This window comes from Pseudoalteromonas sp. R3 (assembly GCF_004014715.1).
Lineage (GTDB): Bacteria > Pseudomonadota > Gammaproteobacteria > Enterobacterales > Alteromonadaceae > Pseudoalteromonas.
The window spans coordinates 3,343,699-3,367,373 of sequence record NZ_CP034835.1 but is presented as its reverse complement, the minus strand read 5'-3'; the positions used below and the strand labels follow the sequence as shown (position 1 = coordinate 3,367,373).

The window sequence follows — 23,675 nt, the reverse complement described above, 5'->3', positions numbered from 1 at the left end:
GCGGTGGCACAGAGTGAAGATGGCAAGCGTACCTGGCAAACACATTGCCCCGGCACGTTTGCAATGGCGCGTCAGAACAGTGCAGACAGTGGTGGCAGTGAATTCTATTTTACGTTAACTGCACAGCGTTATCTGGATTTAAACACTACTGTGTTTGGCCGCGTATTAGCGGGAATGGAGCACGTTCAGCGGCTACACAGAACGCCAACCGTTGGGCAGGTTTTTAATCCTATTGTGGCTGTTGAGGTGCTGGCAGACACACAAGACAAGCAACGCTTTATGGTATTTAACACACAGAGTGAGGCATTTCGGGCGCTGATCGCCGCGCGGCAGAACCGCCCGGAAGCCTGGTTTTTACACCAGGCCAATCATACCGATGTGTGCGCGGTCACCGTGCCGGTTAAGGCATTTATTGACGATTGATCCGGACGTTAAAGGTCGTCTTATTTTGCTCGCTGGAGCGGAATGGATTTATGTCCAGGCCGCCCCGACGGGTGTATCGTGCATAAACTTCGAGCTTGTTGGGCTCAAATGCACGTAATAAATCGCAATAAATACGTTCAACACACTGTTCGTGAAACTCATTGTGATCCCGAAATGAGATTAAATAACGCAGCAGAGACTCTCGGCAAATCTTCTTCCCTTCATAACGGATCACAATACTCGCCCAGTCAGGCTGTGAGGTGATCAGACAGTTAGACTTAAGCAGGTGGCTGTGCAAGGTTTCAGTGACCTGAGAGTCGCTTTCTTGAGCCAGTAAGCCGTCGCGGGGACTATAATCATCCACCGAAATATCCAGCTCATCAATACATTCTCCCGGTAGGGCTGAAAAGGGCAAGCAGTCGTGGTCGTCCGGGCCATACAGAGTAACGTCGACATCGCATTGGGCTGCTGCGGACAAGTCTTGCTGCAATGCTTTTTGCACCGCATCAAAGCTGGCAAACTTGCTCTGATTGAAACTATTCAGATACAGCTTAAATGATTTAGATTCGATAATATGGCTGCTCTGACAGGGGAATACAAATCGGGCAATGGCAACCTGTGGCTTGCCTTTGTGATTAAGCCAGGACAGTTCATAGCCATGCCAGATGTCTTCACCAAAAAATGGTAACGCCTGCTCGTCTACGGCTATCTGGTCACGATTGAGCTTACGCGCAATAGGGTGAAGCAGACTTGGGTCGTAGTGACTGGCGTATTCCGTGGTCTTACCCAGTACGGAAGCTTTTAACTCAGGGGCGTTATTGTAGTCTGTCATGTTGATCCATTAGTAGTTACAATGGCCCCGATTATAGCGAATAATGAGCGAGAATAGCAGTATGAGCGTGAGCACTTTGATCCTCGAACTTCATGATAAATTTGCCAACTCGGTGCAGCAATCACAGGGCCACTGGCCATTGATCCAACATGACGCACAATGGCCCAGTCCGTGTGAAACTGGAGAACCCAGAGGTGATGGTCTGATAGCGTGGCAGGCGGTGCCCAGAACGCCATGTGGTGACTTCAATGCGCTGGCCAGTGCACTGGAAACCCAGTTTAGTTCTGAGCTGAATGAATTTTATGGCACGGCTTACGCTGGCAATATATTGGTCGTGCTGGACGGTGAAGAAGTAGAGTTGCTGCAAGCCTGGAATGAAGAGGACTTTGAGCGTTTGCAACAAAATATCACGGGTCATGTCTTGATGAAGCGACGTCTCAAGCAAGAAGATACTGTCTTTATTGGCCTGACCGCACAGGAAGATGTATTGATCACGGTGCAGCTGAGCACAGGAGAAGTCTGTCTAGAGCGGGTAGGCAAAGCGCCGCACAAAGTACTTGCGCCCAATCTGACAGTCTTTTTAAATCAACTATCGACACAGTTTTAATCGTACTATGTTGGCATGTGAGGTGACGCGCAAGGACGTCACCGTTTTGCTACTGAAAATCCCAGGATATATTAGACACCAGTTCGCAGGCATCACATTTAAAATCAAAAATACCAAACCAGGGCGCTTCTAATGCCCAGTCAGCGCCACAGCCAGGACAGGTGCGCGCTTTTTCCTGGGCGAGACTTTCTCCGCCAACTCGATACAAATAATAATACACCGGCTTTTTGGTGAGGTAACGAATACGTTTACTCAGGTCCAGTCCACGTCGGGTAAGATCGCTGTCGAGGCTTGTTAGTTCATTGAGTGCGGCAAATTCGCACCGGGTTGCCCCGTTTATCTGGATCTGATCACAGGCCTGCCAGTCTTCTTGCCATTTAATCAACGCCTTATAATCACCATTCGCAATAGCCGGAATGGTATACAAAGGAATTGGCTGGAAGTCATCCCCACAATATAACGGACTACATGTGTGCACATAGGTGGTATAGAGGATATAGCTTGAGGGAGATTGGCACTGATCGGCACCATTAGCATGGATATCCTGGCCTATTACTTTGACTTTAGGTGCCAATAACCCCGCTTGCTGGAGCTGTTCAATGGCATGTTTCACAAACGGGCTGTGGTGGAGCGGATGCAGTGAATCTTCGAGCGGACACATTACCCGCGTGATAAAAAAACCTTCTTTTAATACTGTAGGAAATTCATCTCCGATGATCTGGCCATTAAAACGCAATGCATTGACGAGCCTGTTTATTGCCTGCTCTGCCTTTTCAAGAGTGGTGTCCTGATAACAGTCAAACGTAAGATCAACCACAAACATATTAACGAGACTCCAGCAGGGCAATCAGCTTATCCAGCTTGGCTTCGATACGATCAAGTTGTGTTTCAGAACTGGGTTGTTCAGAATCATCGCGCTGGCTGGGGTTGTCATCGCATGTCGACAGTATTTCCGGGTTATTCTTGTATGTCGTCAGTCCCGCTATGATCAATGGCATAGCCACAGGCTCCGCTAATTTGGCTTTGGTAGTAGCAACTGTGGGGGTTTTACCTTGTGCAACGAGTGTGGCAATGGCGTTTAAAACGGCGGGATGCATAGTGTGCCCTCTGGAAACAAAAACTGAGTGCATTGTACCATCTTAGCCTGCGGAACATCACCCGTAAAACAGTTTGTATTGAGCCTGATTTGAGGAGCCATCAAAAAGCGCCGGAACAGCATGCGAGCTCAAATAAGGCCGCGCGTAAAGTGCTATTTAACTGCTTGCAAATAGTCCAGTCATGCTCAACGCAATCGCGTATCCAGTTCGTCTATTACTTCACTCCAGTCGGCATCTTCTTGAAGTGACTCTTCAATAAAATGCCTTTGCCCTTCATTCCAAAATGGGGCTTCGGCTAACAGCATATCACTAGGTAGACTGTGTTGACTAAAAAAGGCCTCAATTTTGGCATCGCTGTTATCCAACCCAAGTTGTGCAAATAAGTTTTTCAGGTTATGTACACTAGTATCCATACGCCCCTCTTTTTGTTTAAAAAGTACGCTATAACTATAGTAGATTTACGACACCGACCAAGTAAATTATTGTCGGATAATCAAAACAAAAAACAAGGACACTCCATGACTAATCCAGCATCCGTTACACAATTGACGATTAAACACTTACACCCGGAAGACAGTACCGTTGCGGCTAGCCTGTTATATCGAGCCTACCATGATGACAAGTTGTTTAAAGATGTTCTGGGCGGATCCGATGAGCAAAGCTATGAATCGCGTTTACGTGCATTGATCCGCGAAGAATTGTCTTGTTTTGGCCAATCAGCCCAGCCACTGATTGGGCTATATCAGGGAGAATCTTTGCTTGCGATTGCCTGCGTGTTTGAAGCGCAAACCGAGTTGCAAGCGTCACGACGCTGGGACTGGCGGTTGCGACTCATGATGAGTGCTGGCTATCTTCAAACGCAGCAGCTGATTGATAAAGAGAAAACCATTCGTGAAGCACTGTCTGAGCAGGGGCATTACTATTTTCTGTCTTTTATTGCGGTAGAGCCGCAATATCAGGGGCAAGGTCTGGGGCACCATTTGCTTAGCGCATTGGACGAATTGGTAAAAGAGAACCCACTTGCCACGGGCCTTGGAGTGTTTGTCTCAGAACCTAACCAACAAGCGTTTTTTCAAGAGCATGGGTATGAAAAGCATCAGGTTTTAACTTTCAAATCAGTACAAGGTGAATTGCTGTTTAAAACCCGAGCGGCCATTATGGAAAAAACGCTGTGAGACTTTTCTCACATGGATGTAGGTCAAGGCGTTTTAGACCTGTTGATTTAACCCCTTATTTAAGTCTAAGTCATTTATTTATATTGATTTTTATTTTATTTCAACTTGATGACTTAAAAAACTATCAGAAAAAGCGCCTTTTCTGACAGCCAGGATTGCGTAAACTTAATCATGTTCAAGGACGGAAGGACACCAGCGCCAGGAAGAGGTGAAGTGGACAGGGTCAGGATGACTCAGGAAGCATCAGGACGGTGTTGAACAAAGGACGTTAGGAGCGCTTAGGAGAAGCGAAGTGGACAGAGTCAGGATGACTCAGAAAACATCAGGACGATGTTGAATCAGGGATGTTAGGAGCGCTTAGGAGAAGCGAAGAGGACAGAGTCAGGATGACTCAGGAAACATCAGGATGATGTTGAATCAGGGATGTTAGGAGCGCTTAGGAGAAGCGAAGTGGACAGAGTCAGGATGACTCAGGACACATCAGGACGATGTTGAATCAGGGATGTTAGGAGCGCTTAGGAGAAGCGAAGTGGACAGAGTCAGGATGACTCAGGAAGCATCAGGACGGTGTTGAACAAAGGACGTTAGGAGCGCTTAGGAGAAGCGAAGTGGATAGGGTCTGGATGACTCAGGACACATCAGGACGATGTTGAACCAGGGATGTTAGGAGCGCTTAGGAGAAGCGAAGTGGACAGAGTCAGGATGACTCAGAAAACATCAGGACGATGTTGAATCAGGGATGTTAGGAGCGCTTAGGAGAAGCGAAGTGGACAGAGTCAGGATGACTCAGGAAGCATCAGCACGGTGTTGAACAAAGGACGTTAGGAGCGCTTAGGAGAAGCGAAGTGGATAGAGTCAGGATGGCTCAGGACACAACAGGATGTTGTTTATAAAAGGAATAGGGAAGAAAAGTCGAACGGTGTGAAGTTCATACTGCAAGACAAAGGATGTGCTTGGATGCGGTAAGGATATCTACAGGACGTAACCTATCGGATGAAGTCAGGGAAGAAGATCGGGTGTGTCAGGATGTATACCCGTTCAGGGGATGATGAAGCTTGGCGGCTTGCTAGTTTGTTGTAAGCAGAGGTATTGGATACCTCCCAGGAAATTCGTCAGATTGGGGCGTAGCGCAAGGGTTACGCCTTGGTTTTTTATATTTGTCTGTTAGCCTGAGTGTGTAGTTAGCTAATACACTCACCTGATACCTGATTGAACAGGTACGTTTTCCCCAAATCGAAAGATCTATTTAATTAACTACTCACCAGTCTACAGAGCATCTACTACATCATGCGATGAGGTGGAATATCCATCTTCTTCAGACGCAGGTTTTCCAGATACATAGTACCTGTGTAGGCACTTTGCTGATCTGAGCTGAACTCAAAAGCAAATTGGCTCTTTATTCCAAGTTTTCCATTGCTTAGCACAGCGAGCCTGCGTTTAACACAGGCAACACTGAGCAGCTGCACGTTTAGTTTTTCAGCCTGGCCAATTGCATGCTGCTGCGCCGCTTCTGCTATCTGGCGACCAAACCAAAAGAACGCAATGATTGCGCCGATAAGAATAAAAAGCCAAAGAGTGATCATCGTTTAAATAGCCTGCCTATCGCTTTTGACAGTGTTTCACTGCGATTTTCTGTTCTAAGTAGAGCTAAGACATGTGGGCGCAAAACCGGAATTGCAACCAAGTCGGCGAAAATGCTTTCAAACAGACCTTCTACATCGGTATTGTGGGCTGCCTTGTCCATCAGTTTGATTAACCTTTGTGCCTCGGTCAGTGTTTCCCAGCAACGTCCGGTTATGGTCAATTGCAGGTCGGCATGTGCTGCCAAAGGGGAATCCAGAATGGTGTCTACAGCCTCCGCAATCAGCCCCAGACTATGGCTGCCGGACAAAGCTCTAAGATGGTTAACACAGGCTGTCAGATCATTTTTCTCCACTGCTGTTTTCAGGCCACTGAGTAAGTGTTCGGTCAACTCAACACCAATGGCTACATGCTCTAACATCGCTGCTAAAGGTGATTGAACCTCCAGAGGAAGCTGTGACCAGCTAGTTTTTAAGTTGTCTCGGTTACTGCCGTGATCCAGACGCATCGCAAAGTCAGCAAGACCCTGTACCGCCAGGTTTTGCCACTGATCTAATCCCAGCTTCTGAGCAAAGTAGAGCTCAGCGTACTCATAGTACTGCGAAGCGGGCCGCTTTAATTCAGTTTTCAATAAAGCATTAAATGCGGCGAGCTTATTTGCGTTGGGTGCATAGACATAAGGATTATTATCCAGTTTACCCTGCGCATCTTCACCGGTCAGTTGAGTACCTATTGCTTCAATCACCATAGAGGCAAAGTGATCTCGGCTGGCGGCAACCAGCTTACTTTGTTCATCCAAAGGAAGTTTTAAAAACCACACATAAGGGTCCTGGGTCGCCTGGTTATCCCAAAACTGGATTGCCAGTAATGCATGACCTGCAAGCGGATAGGGGTAAGGAACCTGAGTTGTCTCGATCTGCGCAAACTGCTTTTTATCGATTTTGGTTATGCGACGGCCAATATCATAGGCGCGCCATTGCGTGCCGGCTGAAGTCAGTAGTTCACCTAAAGTCGTAATTTGCGCTGTCATTATCATCTCACTTAATTGCGTTGAAGCGCGATTATAGCTTTATTCTCAGTGGCTGATAAGAGTAGCTATAAAGATACAAACGTTCGGGTTTGATCGGGTATAATATCGCTTTTGTATTTGTGTGAGGAAGCACTATGGATCACCCTGTATGGCGCCTGCTGGACGAACTGGAGCATACACTGCGTCAGGCTGAACTTTGGCAGGCAACGCCGGTTCCGGTTGAGGCGTTACGCTCTACTCAACCATTTTGCTGCGATACGCTGCGTTTCGAACAATGGTTGCAGTTTGTCTTTGTCGTCAAGATGCGTGCGCTATTGCAAAGTGGATCAGCACTACCTGCCAATATGGCCATTGCGCCTATGGCAGAAATCAGCCTCGCACAGCACCCTCAATTGGCGGTGTTATTGAATGTATTGCAACGACTAGATTTGGCCGTTTCGGAGTAGTAGCAGTATGCTAGAAATCATTTATCAGGATGAGCACTATGTGGCTATCAACAAGCCTTCGGGATTGCTGGTTCACCGCTCGTTTCTCGACAAACGTGAAACCCAATTTGCTATGCAGATGCTGCGCGATCAGCTAGGGCAGCATGTGTTTCCGGTTCATCGACTCGACCGGCCAACCTCAGGCGTTCTGTTGTTTGCGCTGAGCTCTGAAGCGGCACGGGATATGAATCAGGTCTTTATTGATGGCACTGTGCAAAAGCGCTATCTCGCTCTGGTGCGCGGCTTTGCTCCTGAAGATGTGTATGTTGATAAACCGCTGAAAGAGCAGTTAGATAAGATTGCTGACAAGTTTGCCGATCAGGATAAAGCGCCCCAGGAAGCACAGACCCAGTTCAACTGCTTACATCAGGCAACGCTGGATATTCCGCTGGGTAAATACCCCAGTATTCGCTACTCTTTGGTTGAGTGTTTTCCTAAAACGGGCCGCAAACATCAGATCCGTCGCCATCTCAATCATCTCAATCACCCCATTATTGGCGATGTAAATCACGGGGATAACAAGCAGAACCACTTTTTTCAGGATCATTTTGGTATCCGCCGCCTGATGTTATTTGCAACTGAACTGAAGTTTTTGCATCCTTATAGTCAACAACCCATCATTATTCGCGCCAGCCTGGGAGAGGAAATGTTGAGCTTATGCAAGCAACTGGGCTGGCCAAGTACAGAAAAGGACTACCTATAATGGCATCCATTACACTTATTGTCGGTTCAGTATTTGGCAATGCAGAAAACCTGGCGGTCGAGGTTAAAAACGACATAGAACAGCAAGGTCATACTGCCATGATCGCTGAAACGCCTACCCTGGAGCAAGTTCAGTCTGCTGAAAACCTATTGTTTATCTCTTCGACAACTGGGCAAGGTGATATCCCGGATAATCTGCTCCCTTTAATACTGCAAATGCAAAGTCAGTTTCCTATGCTAACGGGCAAAACAGTCGGGGTTATTGCCTTGGGTGACAGTAGTTACGGGGACACCTTTTGTGGTGCCGGACGTCAGATCGATGCCTTAATTCAGGAGCTGAATGCGACTGTGGCTGAGCCGCGTCTGGATGTCGATGCGTGCGAGCATTTTGAGCCTTATGAAGCTGTTGCACCTTGGCTACAGAAGTGGCTACAACATTTTTGATTCGAGTGTCCTGGTGTAAGTCGACAAAAAAGCCGCTGTTGTCAGCGGCTTTAAATGCTATGAGCTTTTAACATCAACGGTCAGTTTCAGCTTTTGACCTGGGTAGAGGTATTTCTGACCCGCAAGCTTATTCCACTTCACGATTTCGCTGACAGTCAGGTTAAACTTAGCCGCGATCCGTGCCAGAGAATCTCCTTTACGAACCTTATAGGTAATGGTTCGCTCAGTGGTGTTCGCGACAGGCTGAGTGGCTGTTTGTGCCTGATAAATGGTAAGCTTTTGCCCAAGCTTGAGGACTGCATTGGCCTTTAGTTTATTCCACTTAGCAAGCTGCGCCACAGTAACGTCATACTCGCGGCTGATATCCCATAAGGTATCGCCACTGGTGACCGTGTGGGTTTTCTTATTACGCGTTGCCTTATTTGCAGCGCTGCGTACAGCATCTGGTAAATGCTCACTTTGTAACTCGCCGTCGCTCAGCGGAACCAGCAGTTTCTGACCAACCCGGATCATATGTGAATCCAGCTTGTTCAGGGAACGAATGGCACTGGTACTGGTAGAAAACTTCTTGGCTATGACTGACAGGCTATCACCTCGGGCGACCGTATAATATTGCCAGCGCAAGCGATCTTTGATTGGGGTATTGGCCAGACGAGTCTGGAAAGCTTCGATTTTATCTGCCGGCAGCAACAAGGTATGTGGCCCGTTCGGATCGGTTGCCCAGCGGTTAAACCCCGGGTTCAAACGATACAGTTCAGTGAGTGACATATCGGCCATTTCGGCAGCGAGCGCCAAATCAATTTGCGAACCCACTTCGACGGTATCAACAACCTGTGCGTTAATGATCTTGTTCCATTTAACATTGAACTCGTCCTGGCGTTTTAACAAGTCAGAAAGAGCAAGTAACTTAGGTACATAGGCTGTGGTTTCACGTGGTAAGTCCAAAGACCAGAAATCGGTCGGCAGGTGCTTCTTGCGATTCTTGCGAATGGCTTTTAGTAAGCGGCCCTCTCCAGAGTTGTAGGCGGCAATGGCATTGAGCCAGTCGCCTTCCAGAGTTTTGTGCAAGTAGGTCAGATAGTCCAGTGCAGCACGGGTAGATTGAACAATGTCACGACGACCGTCATACCACCAGTTTTGTTTAAGGTCGAACCGTTCGCCGGTTTGTGGCATAAACTGCCAAATTCCGGATGCACTGCGATGAGAATACCCAAACGGGTCGAAGGCACTTTCTACGATTGGCAGCAGCGCGATTTCAATCGGCATTTCGCGTTTTTCCACTTCCTCAACAATATAGTAAAGGTAAGGTTCGGCACGTTTTGAAATACGATCCAGATAAGCCTGGTGACGCTGATAATAATTACGCTCTGCGACCACGGGGCGATTTTGTGGCACATCAATAGACAACTGATAGCGGATCCGCTCCCAGACGTCGTCGAACACCGGTGGTGGCTCATCGGCTTCCACGGGTTCCTGAATGGCACTCATCAGAGTGTCGCTGATCTCGGCCGGACTGGCATGATCCAGTTGTTCGGCTTGTTCAATTGTCGGGCTGTCGAACGTAGTTTGACAACCGCTCAGCAGTGCTGATACTACCAGCAGCAAGAGAGGCTTTTTCATAAAACTCGGTCATTGATCCATTGTCAGGGTACGGCGCCGCAGAAAAATCCACAGCTAAAACCCGTCAATGTTAACTGTTTAGTTGAAAAAATTAAAGCAGTGCCTAAAAATTATCCTTCCACTTTCTGAGCGCGGCAAACCTTTGCCAGGCTTCACTGCACTCTGTCAGCATGTCAGTGGGCAAAGTATTTAGCATGTGAGGCAGATTGGCCCGAATAAAGGGGTTGATGCTTAACTCACGCGCGATTGTAGTAGGCAATGTTGGTTGCGCTTGTGCGCGCTGTTGCTCACCCCATTGTTGCCACTGAGTAATGTCTTCATTCTCTGGTTCGACTGCTGCGGCAAACGCCAGATTGGCCTGAGTGTATTCATGAGTGCAGTAAATCTTACACTGTGGTGGAAGTTGTGCCAGGGTTTGCAAAGAGTGCCACATTTGCTGCGCGCTGCCCTCAAATAATCGTCCGCAGCCTGCGCTGAACAGAGTATCGCCAGTAAACGCCAGCTCTGGTGTCAGGTAGCAGATATGGTCCAGAGTGTGTCCGGGGGTGTGAACGATAGTAAAGTCCAGCCCGGCGATGGCAACCCTATCACCGTCATTCAAAGGATGTGTGATGCCTTTAAAAGGTGTATTTTGTGGACCATATACCGGCAGCTCGCCATAGTGCGCGCGCAACGGAGCAATCCCATCTGTGTGATCCCAGTGATGGTGTGTCACTAATATACCTGCCAGCTGTTTTTGTTGTGTCGTTGCAAACTCAATGACGGGTTCGCTTTGCCCTGGGTCAACAACCCACATGAGATTGCTATCAGACGGACATATTGCCCAGATATAATTATCGTTAAAGGCCTTGATGGGGTGGATCTGCACCGCTACTTGCGCCATAACTCATTGCTCTATAAAGTGAAGGTGTAACTAGTATAGCGAGTGCGAATAATGAAACCAGCTCTAAGTTTTCAGCAGGGGCCTAAACCCTACCAGTGGCAGGATTTTCCGCATGGGGATTATGTACGTGCGGGGATCGAGCGGCGGATGGCGCACTGGTTACCTCGCATGTTTGGCTATCATATGCTCAAGCTAGGTTGCCTGAGTGGTCAGCTGGATACATCACAAAGTCCGATCAGTCATCAAATCTGTGTTGCGCCTGAAGGAGAGCACGTGGGAGTTTTTGCTGAGATTGATGAGCTGCCTTTTTATGAACACAGTGTCGATTCGTGTATTCTGAGTCAGTGTCTGGAATATCATTCCGATCCGCATCATATTTTGCGAGAGGCGCATCGAACGCTGATCCCGGGCGGATATATCGTGATCAGTGGCTTTAATCCATTTAGCTTGTGTGGCTTGGCGCACTTGTTGCCCTTTAGCAAAGAAAAACTGCCCTGGTCCGGGCGCTTTTTTACCCCGTCCCGGGTTAAAGACTGGCTGGATCTGCTGGGGTTTGAAATCCTTGCTGATGAGCGCTTTGTCCATGCCTCGTTGGCAAGGGGCTCACGTTTATCGCGTTTTGCGCCCTGGCGCCGCTTTTGCCGACATTATATGAAGCCGATGGGCAGTGTCTATTTGCTGGTGGCCCGCAAGCGGGTTGCTCCCTTAACGCCGATTAAACCTAAATGGCATGCCCGGCCCAAATGGACGCCAGCAGTGAAAGGTGCGCGGCTGAAACACAGCCGCAATCAGGAACAAGGGTAGACGACTACTCGCTCTGGTAGCCGGTATCTTCCAAAAGGTCACTCCCGCCGGCGGCGTCGCGGGCCAGATCATCTACCAGTTCGTTATATTTATTGCCGGCATGGCCCTTTACCCAGCGCCACTCAATGGTATGGCGCTGCACGGCGGCATCCAGTCGTTGCCATAAGTCGACATTTTTAACGGGTTTCTTTGCGGCTGTTTTCCAATTGCGTTTTTTCCAGTTTGCCAGCCAGGATTCAATGCCTTGTTTCACATACTGGCTATCTGTATACAAAATTATCTGGCAGGGACGCTTTAGCGTTTCAAGTGCAACAATGGCTGCCAGCATCTCCATACGGTTATTTGTGGTGAGCCGGTACCCAGCGTTAAGGGTTTTTTCATGGCCCTGGTAACTGAGGTACACGCCATAGCCACCAGGCCCGGGATTACCCAAGCAGGAACCGTCGGTATAGATCTCTACGGATTTTTGCACGAATTCGCCTGTTTTTATGTAAAATACTCCAATAGACGCTAACCATAGCAAAGTTAGGCAATCGACGATATGCATAAAAGACAAATAGTACTGGATACAGAAACCACGGGCATTGACCCCAAAGAAGGTCACAGGATCATTGAGATCGGCTGTGTGGAGTTAGTGAATCGTCGTCTGACCGGCAATAATTTCCACGTTTATATCAACCCACAACGTGGTATTGAAGAAGAAGCCATAGATGTTCACGGTATCACCAATGAGTTCTTGCGAGACAAACCATTTTTCCACCAGGTTGCTCAGGAGTTTTACGACTATATTCAGGGCGCTGAGCTGGTGATCCACAATGCCCCGTTCGACGTCGGCTTTATGGACCATGAGTTTGCGATGCTCAATCAGGGCTTTGCAAAAACCCACGAAGTGTGCGAAGTACTCGATACTCTGGTGATGGCGCGGGATTTGCATCCAGGTCAGAAGAATAGCCTTGATGCTTTGTGTCGTCGTTATGATATAGATAACTCAAAACGAACACTGCACGGCGCATTGCTGGATTCCGAGATTTTGTCGGATGTCTATCTGGCTATGACTGGAGGACAGAAGAAACTGAATCTGGCTCAGCACAACGAACAGACACAGCAAGGTAGCGGGGGCGGAATTCGTCGCTTGAGTACCGACAGGGCCCCATTAACAGTGGTGCTGGCGACAGCAGAGGAACTAGACGCCCATGAAGCGCGTATGGAACTGGTCAATAAAGCCTGTGGCCAGAGTTTGTGGCAGCAATAGTTGCTGCCAGGAATGACATCGATAGTCAAAGAGAACGATTAACTTATTATGGGGTAAATTAGCATGCGGATCGGCTTAGCAGGATTGATGTTATTATATAGCGCGTTATTCAGCGCGATGACGATGGCCGACACACCGCAGATAACATTGCTTGAGCGAGACGGTACAATCAATGAAATCCCGCTGCTGGATAACCGCTTTCGCATTGATCACAATGTAAAGAAAATCACCTTGCTGTTCTTTCGTGCGCCCGGCACGCCGGCTGTGGTGTTGGTTAAACCCGACGGCAGTAAATATTACGCCACACATGCCATTGGAGACGAAAAGCTCGAATGGTATGACGAGATCAGCTATGACCTGGTGATAGTCACAGATCCCATGCCGGGACCCTGGCAGGTGTTAGGTCAGATCCGTCAGGATAGTCGAGTGATGGTGCTAGGTGACATTGAATTGCAAGTCGAACCCTTACCGCCACTGATCTTTCGTGGAGAAATGCTTAAAATCCAGGGGCAAGTCACCAATGATGGTCAGCCTGTCGACATTGGTTATTTCCGCGATGTGGTTACCCTCTATGTGGAGTTTGTCAGTACCAATAACGATCAGTACGCTAACTTTGGCGCGGGCACTCAAAGTGTGGCCGAGTTTAAAGATGATGGCCGTGAATTCGATGAGCGTCCGCTCGATGGCATTTTTACCGGCGAATTTCGATTGAACTTTCCAGCTGGTGAGTGGCAACCTGAGTTTTTTATAGAGACCCCCATTCTTAAACGTCGCGTCGTTAAAGATCCTATCATAATTGCAGAACCGCCATTTTCCTTTGATTTAATGCTGGCCGGGCCTGAAGAGTTTGAACATCAACTGACAGTTCGGCTCGCCTCTGAGGTGGTTAAGCCCGAGACCGTCATTTTTCAGGGCAAGATCTTATACCCCAATGGGGAAGAGCAAATGTTTACTCTCAATGGGGAAGAACGCCTATATCGACAGCTGGCCATCAAGAATTATGATTGGGGTCGATATAGTGTGGAATTGTCTGCCTTTGGCGAAAACATCAATGGCCGTGAATTTATGGCTCGCCTGCCGGATTACAACTTTGAGATAGAACGTCCGATAGAAAAAGTCCCTGAATTGCCTGAGTCTGAGCGGCCAACGCAGCGCGTTGTTACCCCACCTGAGCCTGAGCCCGGACTGAATACTGGCGTAATCGTTGCCATTGTCGTCGTGGGAAATGTGTTGATTTTACTTCTGGGCTGGCTGGCAGTGCGCATTTTTGTACAGAAAAAGCCCATCAAACTCAAAATAAGCCTGCCGTTTTTGGGAAAGAAAAAGCAGTTAGATTTAGAAGAGTTAGAGCAAGATAAAGAAAACTCGGGCAAACAGAGTTCAAAAAATGATAAATCAGCTGATATTTTGAACCTTTCGATGTCGGATGACTAAAAATCCCCGATTTTTTCAAAAAAGGTGTTGACTCTTAAGGGGGGCATTCGTATTATTCACGCCGCTGTCAGGGAGCACACCTGAACAGCGAGAGAACAAGATGCTGCGGAGTGGTAGTTCAGTTGGTTAGAATACCGGCCTGTCACGCCGGGGGTCGCGGGTTCGAGTCCCGTCCACTCCGCCACTTACTTTTTCTCTTATAAGCGCACGCTGGAGTGGTAGTTCAGTTGGTTAGAATACCGGCCTGTCACGCCGGGGGTCGCGGGTTCGAGTCCCGTCCACTCCGCCAATCGCTTATTCTGTGTAGTACTTCTTTGGAGTGGTAGTTCAGTTGGTTAGAATACCGGCCTGTCACGCCGGGGGTCGCGGGTTCGAGTCCCGTCCACTCCGCCAACATCTTTAAGAAGTGCACCGAGCTAAACCACCGTGGAGTGGTAGTTCAGTTGGTTAGAATACCGGCCTGTCACGCCGGGGGTCGCGGGTTCGAGTCCCGTCCACTCCGCCATCTAGCCAGGGTTTAGTTTGGATTTTCAGATTTAATGTAATCTGAGTTTATGACAAAACGACGTCACTAACATCGTTATTTACTCGTGGAGTGGTAGTTCAGTTGGTTAGAATACCGGCCTGTCACGCCGGGGGTCGCGGGTTCGAGTCCCGTCCACTCCGCCAACATTTTAACGAGTAAAAAAATTGCATTATATCTCTGCGGAGTGGTAGTTCAGTTGGTTAGAATACCGGCCTGTCACGCCGGGGGTCGCGGGTTCGAGTCCCGTCCACTCCGCCATTTGATATAAGCATAAAAAGTCATACCACTGCGGAGTGGTAGTTCAGTTGGTTAGAATACCGGCCTGTCACGCCGGGGGTCGCGGGTTCGAGTCCCGTCCACTCCGCCATTTAATGTAAAGATTAATTCTTCCTCACATATAAAAAACGCTATCAATGTTCTTTCTTAAAGCTTTTTATAATCTCTCATTTAACACATCTTCATTTAGTCTAAATATCTGAATCTCATAATTCTAATTGCGAACTTTTGCTAAATGCCTGAATAATTTGAGCTTCTTAGTTCATTGTAATGTAAGAATGTGTATATGAAATTATACATATTTTTACAATTTCGGTTGAATCTTAGTCTTCAAACTCGTATATTGCCGCTTCTCTAAATTATGGGTTTGAAATTAATGAAACAGCTTTCCATTTTAATTGTACTCCTGACAGTATTTTTAGCAGGGTGTAAATCTACTCCTCAACCTGCAGTTAGACTTAAACCTGAGCTTCTTAATGAAAATATTCGCGTTGGTATATATATCAACGAGATTGCGCCGGCTACGACCAGTATCCAAGGTGCAGACTGCTTGCTTTGTTACGGCGTTGCAGTAGCTGCGAATTCTTCTTTGAGCAGCCACCTAGAAAGCCTGCCGACAACTGATATCGAGTCTGCAAAGCAGGTTGTTTATGATGGTTATAAGTCAAAGACGCAACATGTTGAGTTTGTTAACCTTTCCAAGGATAAACTGAGCAAACTGAAAAAGTTCAAAGGTGAGCTTGGTTTTGCGAAAAAAGACTACCGCTCACTTAAAAGTGAACTCAATATTGACGTTCTAGTGATGCTTAATATCCATGCACATGGTGCACACAGAATGTACTCCGCTTATGTGCCTGTGACAGATCCTCAGGGCTATGTTTCGGGTGTTATCTACTCTGTTGACCTTGAAACGAACCAATATCTTCAGTTTCAGCGATTTAATCGAAAGGTCCTCGTTGAAGGCGAATGGGACGAACCTAAGCAGCAGTTTCCTGGTGTGACAAACGCATACTATCAAGCTGTTGAAAAGGTAAAATTAAGCCTTGGTAATATCTTCTTATGATGAAAAATAGTGCGAAACTTTGTATCGTTTTAGCGCTAGGACTTACAGCCCTTAGTGGCTGTAAGTCAGCAAAGCGAGACGACTATGTAGCGGCGGTAGAACTCAACAAAAGCAATTATATAGCTAAGCATGATGTGAGATTGCTGCTAAACCCTGAAATGAGCGCGGACATTCGAGGACGTTATTCAAATAACCGTTCTATTGAGCAAGGGTCGATGCTATACGCAGCGGGGACTCCCGCCTCTGCTTTAGCACAGGTTTTTGCGCATGCAGCAATTAACAGTTCATTGCAAGAAAATAAACTTTCACAGCAGCAAACTGCCGCCAATAAAGAAATACAGCCCTTCAAGGACACAATAGGCGAAGTCAGTATTGGCAATTTACTTAGCACTGATTATTTGGAGAAAGTTGTCAGCAGTGACGTTGGTGATTTGAATTCAGTGAATGTTAAACCTATATTCTTTGTCAGTGGCGACTTGTCGCACGTTTCACTTAAGCTGGTGTCGTGGATTGATGCCCCAGGTAATACCAAAAAAGGCGCCAAGCGGTATCAGAACATCATCGAAGTTCACGCTGAACCGTTTAGCGATGAGGTGATCCGACAAATTCGTCAGGGAGCCAACCAACAGCAACTAAAATCAAAGTTGTCTGCCATGTTAAATCGTGCAATTAAGAGTCTGCATGATGATCTTGTTGGTGCCCATGCAAATATGTCTGTTCAACAAACAATTAAAATAAAATCGGGAAACAGAACTCGGTTTATTCGTGGTAATGTCATAGCACGTAGTTGTGATTACACTATTTTGAAGAACTTAAGAAAGTGGATTATACACTATCCTTCAAGTGTTGTTGCGAATGAGACTAATAGCCTGCAGGCGTGTCACAATGTTCATTCTGAGGGGACTACAGAGCGCTCATGACTCGCAGGGTAAACAGCGATAGGGGCGGATCTTGGTGTTGAATACGGCTCCTAAGTATTCAAGCGGTGCCCCAGCCTTTTATTACATCAACAGAAATCTCGTTACAGTTGAGTTTTCTAGCCCGATGAAGTTATTCCAGATAAATTTTACATGCCTATATTCATTCAAATATTGCGAGCAGAGTGCTGATGCCTACTTAAACACAGGGTACCTCCCCGAACTACCCTGATATTTCTCGCTTTAATGCACACTAATAGGGTGATCATTGACTACTAATGATTGACCATTTTTCTGAGCGCGAAGAAAGCTAGATATTAAAACATCGTTAGACAAAGTGTTAATATCATCGACCTCTTCAACCATGCAAAACATGATAGATTCCCAGCCTAAATCTTTAATGAAGCGCTTAAGCTGGCTGATGTTATCTTGATAATTTTCATCCGTTGTTAGCAGACCGATAGAGTGCTTATTGCCAAGTTTGTATTTGCCCTGGTGAGTGGTTGAGCATTTGGCGTACCCGCTCAATACGTAAACTGTACTAGTGCTTTTATTCATAGTGATGACGTTCTTAAATTTGCAGTTAATTCTCTGATGCATTTTTCGAACCAAATTTATGAGTCGTTATGTCTTTAGTTAAGCTTTTGATTTTTAGGGGTTCTCATTTGCCAGGGAGGCCATCAACAAGAGTGTCAATTTTTTACCGGCAACTGAAGGGGCGTACTTAACATTGCTTGGGTTTGATATGAAGGGCCCTCAGCGCTTTTGGCCCCTGTTATGACGGACTTGTAAGGTTTGGCTGGGGCGAGAAAATGTTCAAACAGGCGTTACAGCCGAAATATTCAACAGATTTTCAGAGGTCACTTAAGTAAATTTTTTGCTTGCATGATATTCATACCAAATGTGCTGCGAAAAGTACGGCTAAGGTGGGCGCTATCTGCGAATCCTGCAAGATATGCCGCTTCCGTTGCTGACCTTCCAATAATGAGTGTTTGTAGTGCACAGAGCAACCTTCGCCATAACAAAAAAGGGCGCCACGCTATGCCAACCTGCTCTTTAAACAGGTGAAGAAATCGACTTTTTGACAGATTGAGTGTTTGGGCCACGTCGGCTGCACGCCAGTGCGCTGGTTTAATACAATCAGCAATAAAACACGCATCCAGATCTTTGAGTAAGCCCTGAATACGCTCATCAGTGACAGAGCTTTGATTCAAATTCAACAATGCTTGCGCAATAGACATCGATTCGAACAGGGGGGTAAGGCGTTTAAATGCGCTTTTTTTGTCAACGGGGCCGTGCGCTTTATCGTCAGCACTAAGCTCAAAAGAAACAATGGGCTGACCCTGTAATTTTGCTTCCAGCTGCTCTCCCAGCTGGCTAGTTGGTTCGACCAATAATACCCAACCTTTGGACATCTTAAGGCAATGCCTTTGTCTGGAAGCGATCACTGTTAAACTTTGGACAGACTCTCCATTTAATTCACAGACAGAATCCCTGGATGGCCAAATCACCTGAATCGCAACATGTTCATGATGGTCGGCATCTAATTGTGAGCCGTAAATGAGCACAAGGCCTGTGTGTATCCATATATTGGGGGTTATCACTGAAATGGTCCTGAGGTTGTCTTAACCGCTTTTATCTCTAGGCGCACGGCTTAAAGCACCTGACAATTTGTTTTGCCCCAAACGGCAAATATGAGGCAACATACTTGCTCTATCTTGCCATATTTCCAACAGACTGAATGAGTTTTCTTATCAAATTTTCATTACGAATCGTATCTGTTGGTCATCTCAATCTCTCTATTTCAAGTACTTTGCCAGGTCTTCTGGTATGGGCATTGGCTTAACGGGGCTTACATTGGTACCGCCCGTATTACCTTTTGGCACCCAAACTCGGGAGAAGATAATGGAGGCTAAGATCCGGGCAATTTGCCCTAATACTTCCCTGATGCTACTTCTTTTGTAGCCTAATTTGAGCATCCACCAGTGCGACTGCGTGTGAGGGATCGTAAAAGATTGTCCCAGTATGTGTGCTCTTTCGAGGTGATAAAAGCTCTTGCTGTAGTTGGCTTGTTGATAAAGCTTTTTAGCGGCAGCCATTTCGTATTGAAACGCCAGCTTAAGTTCTGATTTCATGGAAAGCTCCTGTTTGATTACATGGTTAGGCCGTTACCAGCATAAATGTATTGCTCATAATTTTAAGCGCTGAGGATTAGAATGAATTGAATAAACTGGCTACCGTGATGTAGTTTTTTTAGCGTTGGATGGGTCAGTTTTTTCTTTCAGATTTTGGTCGCTCTCAATGAGTTCTTGTGATGTTGTTAGTGACGGTGTGCGTGCAGTTGATACAGCAACATTGAATATCTCAACCTGAGCAGACTGCCTGTAATCCAGCTGTAATTGCCCCTCTATGCAACCAATAATATCCTTATAAAATAAGTGTGAAGGCGCTTACAGGCAGCGTCGTGAGCTGTGATTATCATTCATTTTGTTAGTAGTTGAGAGGTTGGCAAATTATCTAAACATCTTTAAGGAAATAAAATGTACCAGCGTTATCAACCTCGATTAAGAGTCATACTGTTGTGTTGCTCATGTGTGTTTCTGAGTGCGTGTTTTAAAGAAAGCGTTGCTCAGGACCACACAATTGGGCCAAAAAAAGTGGGTTTGTTTAAGCAAATACTGGCAGATTACTGTGATACGTCGTTTTTTGGCACTGTCTATGTTACCTCGGGTGATGATGTTGTGTACGAGGCGAATTGTGGGCCAAGAAATCTTTCAAGCTATACGCATTTTATGAGGATTGCGAAGCAGCATAAATTTGATCCAGACACCTTAGATCCAGAGTATCAAGTTGGCTTAAATACGTCAGACTCCAAATACCGGATTGGCTCAAATACCAAAGAGTTTGCAGCGGCGCTTTTGCAAAAAGCGCTTCGACAGGAAGAGATTGAAACAAAGACCATCGGTGATTATTTATCTTGGTTTCCCAACAATGAATGCAAGGATATAACGCTTCACAATTTGTTGACTATGTCGTCAGGCATAGATAACTATAGCAATAACCCTGAAGTCTATTTGAACTGGGGGTGGCGGCCATTCCTAGATGAACCTGGCCTAAATTTGAATGGACCTGAGGCGTTCAGCTATCGTTTTTGTACCTGCCAAAAACAAGGGGGTGCCCCCAGCTTTACACCAGGCTCGAAGTTTGAATATAGCAACTGCAATTATTATCTCATTGGTAATATTATTGAGCAGCTCAACGCGGGAAAGCAAGGTGACATTCCCTCCGAGTTTTACTTTGGCAACATCTTGAAACAGGACATACTAAGTGAGTTAAAAATGCATGACAGCGGCACATTTAATGCGATTGGTGTCTATGAAAACATGACGACTGGCTATGTTGATAAAGATAATCTGCTCTTGTCTGACACTACAGGTCGTTTACCGGAAACGGGCGTGTCTGATTGCCAAGCTATCACGGGTTTGCCTGATTGCGCAGATATCTTAGAAAGCCCTTATAGCAACCCAATGGTGCTGTATTCTGCGGGCAACATGTATTCCACTGTCAAGGATATGCATCTTTGGGATAAGGGCTTGTATGGCGATTCGATTCTTAATGATGAACAGAAAAAAAGGGCGTTTACGCCTTACCAAAAGGCGGGCAATGAAGCTCAGGATGACAAGGAGTGTCAGGCAGAAAAAACTCACAATAAGGTTCAGCGTGGCAAAAAACCTCGGGGCAAAAAAAATGATCGTGCATTCCAGTGCGAGTATTTTGGCTATGGCTGGTTCGTCAATTACGTTCCTAAACATCACAGAAAGAAAATTCACTGCCCAGACAAACCTAGCTCATCTAACATTATGAATAAGAAAAAATATGAGAAGTTTGTAAGCTACTCAGGTAATTACCCTTATTCCTGGGTGACGAGTTTTTCAAGATTGCTGGAACGCAATCAAGCCGTGATGGTATTTAGTAATTATAATAAAGCAGGCTATGAGACAGATTGTATAGCTCAGGAGATCCGTAACGTTATTTTTTATAACAAGGCGTATCGCTCAAAGCATTGTAAAGACGTTTTGATTGGTGCTGAGCAAAAACAACTCTTTGAATGGTACTAAGCAATTTGCGTGCTTCTCAGTGCTTTTGGGCTGGATCCGGCTTTTATATGCGACGCCTTGTCGATGCCAGTGAAAGGCCGGGTATATAGCACAATCACAATCGTTGTCTTTGATTGTGCAAAGGCTTAATGCTGAAATGCCTTGCTGAACCTGGTTCTGCAAGGCATTAGCTAAATCAGGACAGATAAACCAGAGATTTAGCTTAGTAATCCTCTGACTCATCGTCAGACGAATTATGCGCCTGTCTGACGGCTGGTTTTGCCAGAATTTCCACATAGAAAGAAGTGAGGTTTTCTTCTTGTGTCTTGTCAATCAACTTGTTCAGTTGTGATACGTGTACAGGCTCAGCCTCGGCTTCTGTGTTGCCAAATTGACAGTCAAAGTCCCAATAATCCGCGCCAGCTGGCAACGTTTTGTTGCGCTCGCGCTTGAGATATTTTTTAAGCTCATGCTTTACGGCGTCAACGCGTCGTGCAAGTTTGATTTTTGGGTGAGTTAGTTCAAATGTTTTCTTCATAATTGCCTTCAAGCAGGAATTACTCAATCGGCAAAAAGCATGCCTGAGTAGGGAGTGTGTACTTATCAAGCAAAAAGCTTATATCCGGATAAATACACAAATGTAATACGCTATTTTACGTTATATTCTGCGAGCTGGCGAGTGAGTAGATGTATGTAATTCTCAGATCCTGATACTTATAGGGATCTTAGTACAAAGGATGAGTTTAACGCGTTGATTTTTTTGTGTCTTTTGTATTGTTTATATAATCGGTGCCTGCATTTTGCTTTTGAACGCTGTTTGTCAAAATGGTAACCTGCCTGTCGAAATAATCATAAAAGGGAACCCATGCAAGTCTCAGGAAAGCACATATTGAAATACGGTGTAGTCATATTCTCTACGCTTTTTATCACCATTTTATTATTCGTAGCCTATTGTCTGCTGGACTTTTCTGCAGAACAAAAAAGTATTCCCGAGCGCGTCAATATAATAAACGACATAACTCAGCTTAACCCAATTGAAGTGTCGGAAGTCGTTGTGCCCACCTCAATTGAGGATATTCAAAAAGCGATAAGTACGACAAAAGGCAAAATATCCATTGGTGGGGGGCGGTACAGTCAGGGTGGTCAGGTCGCGCTTGATGACCATTTGCACCTTGATATGAGACAGTTTAACCAGGTTGTTTCATTTAGTCCTGAACAAAAAGAAATTACGGTTCAAAGTGGTATACGTTGGCGTGATATTCAAGACATTATTGACCCTGAAGATCTCTCGATAAAAATCATGCAATCATACTCAAATTTTACTGTGGGGGGCTCGCTGAGTGTGAATGTACATGGCCGTTATATGGGAGAAGGTCCCATTATACGGTCGGTTAAGTCACTCAAATTAGTGCTGGCTGACGGGCGAGTTGAGACTGCTTCTCCTGCACAAAATTCGGAGCTCTTTTACTCAGTGATAGGTGGTTATGGTGGATTAGGTGTGATTGTGGAGGCGACGTTGGAGCTTGTGCCAAACACTAAAGTCGCTCGGGAAACGGCTTATATGCATATCGACGAGTACAGAGCGTTTTTTCAAAACACAGTCAGAGATGACTCACATATCGTTTTTCATAACGCGGATATTTATCCACCAGATTACACCCACGTAAATAGCGTGAGCTGGGTCAAAACTGATAAGCCACTTACCGTGACAGATAGGCTCATTCCCAGAGATACAGAGTACTGGTGGCAACCGAAAGCGACTCAGTTTGTCGCAGATTCAAACTTTGGTAAATGGGTGAGACAGCATGTGTTTGAACCTATTTTGTATTCATCTGAGGCTGTGCAGTGGCGAAATTATGAAGCCAGCTATAGCGTAAGAGAATTAGAACCTAAAAGCAGAACCGAGTCTACGTACGTGCTACGTGAGTATTTTGTACCTGTTGAACGATTTGATCATTTTTCCAAGAAAATGGCAGATATATTTAAAAAGCATAAAGTAAATGTGCTCAATGTCTCCATTCGTCATGCACTGCCAGATACCGGCTCTTTATTAGCATGGGCCAACGAGGAAGTATTTGCATTTGTTGTGTATTACTGTCAGGGAACGTCGGAACAAGACAAGCAAGCAGTAAGGGCGTGGAGCCGAGAAATGATTGACGCGGTTGTTTCTGAAGGTGGCACTTATTATTTGCCATATCAATTACATGCAACCAGTGAGCAATTTCATGCTGCTTATCCAAAAGCAAACGCATTTTTTGCTTTGAAAAAGAAAATAGACCCAGACAATCGCTTCAGCAATAAACTGTGGGAGCAGCACTATACTGATTAGTTATTCAGCTCTGGCTTTCACAAAGATTAGCGGTGCGCATAAAGGAACCTCAAGAGCGGGCACACAGCAACAACGTGCCCGGCCTGCCACAGCAAGTA

General features: G+C 46.1%; 26 protein-coding genes and 7 tRNA genes. 20 read left to right on the top strand and 13 right to left on the bottom strand.

Going from position 1 to position 23,675, the window contains the following annotated elements; all coding sequences use genetic code 11:
- Positions 1-3 precede the first annotated feature (3 nt).
- Positions 4-423, top strand: a complete 420-nt coding sequence (locus ELR70_RS25540; RefSeq protein WP_241566331.1) for a peptidylprolyl isomerase — start codon at positions 4-6, stop codon at positions 421-423.
- Here ELR70_RS25540 and queF read toward each other — a convergent pair.
- Positions 410-1,255 (bottom strand): NADPH-dependent 7-cyano-7-deazaguanine reductase QueF, encoded by an 846-nt coding sequence (gene queF / locus ELR70_RS19910; protein WP_054015443.1) that lies wholly within the window; start codon positions 1,253-1,255, stop codon positions 410-412. The genes ELR70_RS25540 and queF overlap by 14 nt on opposite strands.
- 61 nt (positions 1,256-1,316) lie before the next feature.
- Between queF and syd the strand changes: the two genes are divergently transcribed.
- Entirely contained in the window at positions 1,317-1,862 is a 546-nt protein-coding gene (gene syd / locus ELR70_RS19905) for a SecY-interacting protein (protein WP_054015442.1), read from the top strand.
- Positions 1,863-1,911: 49 nt separating this feature from the next.
- On the opposite strand, the gene ELR70_RS19900 is transcribed toward syd, so the two are convergent.
- From ELR70_RS19900 to ELR70_RS19890, 3 genes are all read right to left on the bottom strand, one after another.
- Positions 1,912-2,685 (bottom strand): Zn-ribbon-containing protein, encoded by a 774-nt coding sequence (locus ELR70_RS19900; RefSeq protein WP_054015441.1) that lies wholly within the window; start codon positions 2,683-2,685, stop codon positions 1,912-1,914.
- 1 nt (position 2,686) lies between these two features.
- A complete protein-coding gene (locus ELR70_RS19895; RefSeq protein WP_054015440.1) occupies positions 2,687-2,959 on the bottom strand; it encodes a hypothetical protein in 273 nt (90 codons plus the stop codon).
- Positions 2,960-3,144: 185 nt separating this feature from the next.
- Entirely contained in the window at positions 3,145-3,372 is a 228-nt protein-coding gene (locus tag ELR70_RS19890) for a DUF2789 domain-containing protein (RefSeq protein WP_054015439.1), read from the bottom strand.
- Positions 3,373-3,477: 105 nt separating this feature from the next.
- Between ELR70_RS19890 and ELR70_RS19885 the strand changes: the two genes are divergently transcribed.
- Positions 3,478-4,134, top strand: a complete 657-nt coding sequence (locus tag ELR70_RS19885; protein WP_054015438.1) for a GNAT family N-acetyltransferase — start codon at positions 3,478-3,480, stop codon at positions 4,132-4,134.
- A gap of 1,280 nt (positions 4,135-5,414) precedes the next feature.
- On the opposite strand, the gene ELR70_RS19880 is transcribed toward ELR70_RS19885, so the two are convergent.
- A complete protein-coding gene (locus tag ELR70_RS19880; protein WP_054015437.1) occupies positions 5,415-5,717 on the bottom strand; it encodes a DUF3301 domain-containing protein in 303 nt (100 codons plus the stop codon).
- Positions 5,714-6,745 (bottom strand): DUF3549 family protein, encoded by a 1,032-nt coding sequence (locus ELR70_RS19875; protein WP_054015436.1) that lies wholly within the window; start codon positions 6,743-6,745, stop codon positions 5,714-5,716. The genes ELR70_RS19880 and ELR70_RS19875 overlap by 4 nt, the downstream gene beginning before the upstream one ends.
- Positions 6,746-6,879: 134 nt before the next feature.
- On the opposite strand from ELR70_RS19875, the gene ELR70_RS19870 reads away from it, so the two are divergent.
- The 3 genes from ELR70_RS19870 to ELR70_RS19860 are packed head-to-tail and all read left to right on the top strand — an operon-like array spanning position 6,880 to position 8,376.
- Positions 6,880-7,191 (top strand): YqcC family protein, encoded by a 312-nt coding sequence (locus tag ELR70_RS19870; protein WP_054015435.1) that lies wholly within the window; start codon positions 6,880-6,882, stop codon positions 7,189-7,191.
- A gap of 7 nt (positions 7,192-7,198) precedes the next feature.
- Positions 7,199-7,933: a tRNA pseudouridine(65) synthase TruC gene (gene truC / locus ELR70_RS19865; protein WP_054015434.1), complete on the top strand. Its 735-nt coding sequence runs from the start codon at positions 7,199-7,201 to the stop codon at positions 7,931-7,933.
- Entirely contained in the window at positions 7,933-8,376 is a 444-nt protein-coding gene (locus ELR70_RS19860) for a flavodoxin domain-containing protein (protein ID WP_054015433.1), read from the top strand. The genes truC and ELR70_RS19860 overlap by 1 nt, the downstream gene beginning before the upstream one ends.
- Positions 8,377-8,433: 57 nt before the next feature.
- Here the strand turns inward: ELR70_RS19860 and ELR70_RS19855 are convergent, their stop codons facing one another.
- Both ELR70_RS19855 and gloB read right to left on the bottom strand, forming a co-directional pair.
- Positions 8,434-9,996: a LysM peptidoglycan-binding domain-containing protein gene (locus tag ELR70_RS19855; RefSeq protein ID WP_054015432.1), complete on the bottom strand. Its 1,563-nt coding sequence runs from the start codon at positions 9,994-9,996 to the stop codon at positions 8,434-8,436.
- Between the two features lie 103 nt (positions 9,997-10,099).
- Positions 10,100-10,879 carry a hydroxyacylglutathione hydrolase gene (gene gloB / locus ELR70_RS19850; protein WP_054015431.1) on the bottom strand — a complete coding sequence of 260 codons (780 nt, stop codon included), beginning with the start codon at positions 10,877-10,879 and terminating at the stop codon, positions 10,100-10,102.
- Positions 10,880-10,930: 51 nt separating this feature from the next.
- On the opposite strand from gloB, the gene ELR70_RS19845 reads away from it, so the two are divergent.
- Positions 10,931-11,683: a methyltransferase domain-containing protein gene (locus tag ELR70_RS19845; protein ID WP_054015430.1), complete on the top strand. Its 753-nt coding sequence runs from the start codon at positions 10,931-10,933 to the stop codon at positions 11,681-11,683.
- A 4-nt stretch (positions 11,684-11,687) separates the two neighbouring features.
- On the opposite strand, the gene rnhA is transcribed toward ELR70_RS19845, so the two are convergent.
- On the bottom strand, positions 11,688-12,155 hold the full coding sequence (rnhA, locus tag ELR70_RS19840; protein WP_054015429.1) for a ribonuclease HI: 468 nt from the start codon (positions 12,153-12,155) through the stop codon (positions 11,688-11,690).
- Between the two features lie 69 nt (positions 12,156-12,224).
- On the opposite strand from rnhA, the gene dnaQ reads away from it, so the two are divergent.
- From dnaQ to ELR70_RS19785, 11 genes are all read left to right on the top strand, one after another.
- Positions 12,225-12,935 (top strand): DNA polymerase III subunit epsilon, encoded by a 711-nt coding sequence (gene dnaQ / locus ELR70_RS19835; protein WP_054015428.1) that lies wholly within the window; start codon positions 12,225-12,227, stop codon positions 12,933-12,935.
- 87 nt (positions 12,936-13,022) lie between these two features.
- Positions 13,023-14,369 (top strand): TIGR03503 family protein, encoded by a 1,347-nt coding sequence (locus ELR70_RS19830; protein ID WP_235577092.1) that lies wholly within the window; start codon positions 13,023-13,025, stop codon positions 14,367-14,369.
- Positions 14,370-14,476: 107 nt separating this feature from the next.
- Positions 14,477-14,553 (top strand) — tRNA-Asp (locus tag ELR70_RS19825).
- A gap of 28 nt (positions 14,554-14,581) precedes the next feature.
- A tRNA-Asp gene (locus ELR70_RS19820) sits at positions 14,582-14,658 on the top strand.
- 27 nt (positions 14,659-14,685) lie between these two features.
- Positions 14,686-14,762 (top strand) — tRNA-Asp (locus ELR70_RS19815).
- 35 nt (positions 14,763-14,797) lie between these two features.
- A tRNA-Asp gene (locus tag ELR70_RS19810) sits at positions 14,798-14,874 on the top strand.
- An 87-nt stretch (positions 14,875-14,961) separates the two neighbouring features.
- Positions 14,962-15,038: transfer RNA gene (locus ELR70_RS19805), tRNA-Asp, on the top strand.
- A 38-nt stretch (positions 15,039-15,076) separates the two neighbouring features.
- Positions 15,077-15,153: transfer RNA gene (locus ELR70_RS19800), tRNA-Asp, on the top strand.
- Positions 15,154-15,185: 32 nt separating this feature from the next.
- A tRNA-Asp gene (locus ELR70_RS19795) sits at positions 15,186-15,262 on the top strand.
- A gap of 285 nt (positions 15,263-15,547) precedes the next feature.
- Positions 15,548-16,234, top strand: coding sequence for a hypothetical protein (locus ELR70_RS19790; protein WP_235577091.1), 687 nt, complete (start codon positions 15,548-15,550; stop codon positions 16,232-16,234).
- Positions 16,231-17,154, top strand: a complete 924-nt coding sequence (locus tag ELR70_RS19785; RefSeq protein ID WP_128064687.1) for a hypothetical protein — start codon at positions 16,231-16,233, stop codon at positions 17,152-17,154. The genes ELR70_RS19790 and ELR70_RS19785 overlap by 4 nt, the downstream gene beginning before the upstream one ends.
- 240 nt (positions 17,155-17,394) lie before the next feature.
- On the opposite strand, the gene ELR70_RS19780 is transcribed toward ELR70_RS19785, so the two are convergent.
- The 3 genes from ELR70_RS19780 to ELR70_RS19770 form a co-directional block, all read right to left on the bottom strand.
- Complete coding sequence (locus tag ELR70_RS19780) at positions 17,395-17,709, bottom strand: hypothetical protein (protein ID WP_054015425.1); 315 nt, start codon at positions 17,707-17,709, stop codon at positions 17,395-17,397.
- 302 nt (positions 17,710-18,011) lie between these two features.
- Positions 18,012-18,566, bottom strand: a complete 555-nt coding sequence (locus tag ELR70_RS19775; protein ID WP_054015424.1) for a helix-turn-helix transcriptional regulator — start codon at positions 18,564-18,566, stop codon at positions 18,012-18,014.
- Between the two features lie 384 nt (positions 18,567-18,950).
- Positions 18,951-19,286, bottom strand: coding sequence for a DUF3703 domain-containing protein (locus ELR70_RS19770; protein WP_054015423.1), 336 nt, complete (start codon positions 19,284-19,286; stop codon positions 18,951-18,953).
- 405 nt (positions 19,287-19,691) lie between these two features.
- Between ELR70_RS19770 and ELR70_RS19765 the strand changes: the two genes are divergently transcribed.
- Positions 19,692-21,269 carry a serine hydrolase domain-containing protein gene (locus ELR70_RS19765; RefSeq protein ID WP_054015422.1) on the top strand — a complete coding sequence of 526 codons (1,578 nt, stop codon included), beginning with the start codon at positions 19,692-19,694 and terminating at the stop codon, positions 21,267-21,269.
- A 202-nt stretch (positions 21,270-21,471) separates the two neighbouring features.
- On the opposite strand, the gene ELR70_RS19760 is transcribed toward ELR70_RS19765, so the two are convergent.
- Positions 21,472-21,786, bottom strand: coding sequence for a DUF6172 family protein (locus ELR70_RS19760; protein ID WP_054015421.1), 315 nt, complete (start codon positions 21,784-21,786; stop codon positions 21,472-21,474).
- A 351-nt stretch (positions 21,787-22,137) separates the two neighbouring features.
- Here ELR70_RS19760 and ELR70_RS19755 point away from each other — a divergent pair, with 351 nt between their 5' ends.
- Positions 22,138-23,577, top strand: coding sequence for an FAD-binding oxidoreductase (locus ELR70_RS19755; RefSeq protein ID WP_235577090.1), 1,440 nt, complete (start codon positions 22,138-22,140; stop codon positions 23,575-23,577).
- The last annotated feature ends 98 nt before the right edge of the window (positions 23,578-23,675 follow it).

Coding starts and splice junctions, on each gene's coding strand:
- ELR70_RS19860 (WP_054015433.1), top strand. CDS start 7,933: ATGGCATCCATTACACTTATTGTCGGTTCAGTATTTGGCAATGCAGAA.
- ELR70_RS19845 (WP_054015430.1), top strand. CDS start 10,931: ATGAAACCAGCTCTAAGTTTTCAGCAGGGGCCTAAACCCTACCAGTGG.
- ELR70_RS19780 (WP_054015425.1), bottom strand. CDS start 17,709: ATGAATAAAAGCACTAGTACAGTTTACGTATTGAGCGGGTACGCCAAA.
- ELR70_RS19880 (WP_054015437.1), bottom strand. CDS start 5,717: ATGATCACTCTTTGGCTTTTTATTCTTATCGGCGCAATCATTGCGTTC.
- gloB (WP_054015431.1), bottom strand. CDS start 10,879: ATGGCGCAAGTAGCGGTGCAGATCCACCCCATCAAGGCCTTTAACGAT.
- ELR70_RS19785 (WP_128064687.1), top strand. CDS start 16,231: ATGATGAAAAATAGTGCGAAACTTTGTATCGTTTTAGCGCTAGGACTT.
- ELR70_RS19895 (WP_054015440.1), bottom strand. CDS start 2,959: ATGCATCCCGCCGTTTTAAACGCCATTGCCACACTCGTTGCACAAGGT.
- ELR70_RS19855 (WP_054015432.1), bottom strand. CDS start 9,996: ATGAAAAAGCCTCTCTTGCTGCTGGTAGTATCAGCACTGCTGAGCGGT.
- ELR70_RS19765 (WP_054015422.1), top strand. CDS start 19,692: ATGTACCAGCGTTATCAACCTCGATTAAGAGTCATACTGTTGTGTTGC.
- ELR70_RS19775 (WP_054015424.1), bottom strand. CDS start 18,566: ATGTCCAAAGGTTGGGTATTATTGGTCGAACCAACTAGCCAGCTGGGA.
- ELR70_RS19900 (WP_054015441.1), bottom strand. CDS start 2,685: ATGTTTGTGGTTGATCTTACGTTTGACTGTTATCAGGACACCACTCTT.
- ELR70_RS19790 (WP_235577091.1), top strand. CDS start 15,548: ATGAAACAGCTTTCCATTTTAATTGTACTCCTGACAGTATTTTTAGCA.
- ELR70_RS19830 (WP_235577092.1), top strand. CDS start 13,023: ATGTTATTATATAGCGCGTTATTCAGCGCGATGACGATGGCCGACACA.
- ELR70_RS19885 (WP_054015438.1), top strand. CDS start 3,478: ATGACTAATCCAGCATCCGTTACACAATTGACGATTAAACACTTACAC.
- queF (WP_054015443.1), bottom strand. CDS start 1,255: ATGACAGACTACAATAACGCCCCTGAGTTAAAAGCTTCCGTACTGGGT.
- syd (WP_054015442.1), top strand. CDS start 1,317: ATGAGCGTGAGCACTTTGATCCTCGAACTTCATGATAAATTTGCCAAC.
- ELR70_RS19760 (WP_054015421.1), bottom strand. CDS start 21,786: ATGAAGAAAACATTTGAACTAACTCACCCAAAAATCAAACTTGCACGA.
- ELR70_RS19875 (WP_054015436.1), bottom strand. CDS start 6,745: ATGACAGCGCAAATTACGACTTTAGGTGAACTACTGACTTCAGCCGGC.
- ELR70_RS19770 (WP_054015423.1), bottom strand. CDS start 19,286: ATGAAATCAGAACTTAAGCTGGCGTTTCAATACGAAATGGCTGCCGCT.
- ELR70_RS19890 (WP_054015439.1), bottom strand. CDS start 3,372: ATGGATACTAGTGTACATAACCTGAAAAACTTATTTGCACAACTTGGG.
- truC (WP_054015434.1), top strand. CDS start 7,199: ATGCTAGAAATCATTTATCAGGATGAGCACTATGTGGCTATCAACAAG.
- dnaQ (WP_054015428.1), top strand. CDS start 12,225: ATGCATAAAAGACAAATAGTACTGGATACAGAAACCACGGGCATTGAC.
- ELR70_RS19870 (WP_054015435.1), top strand. CDS start 6,880: ATGGATCACCCTGTATGGCGCCTGCTGGACGAACTGGAGCATACACTG.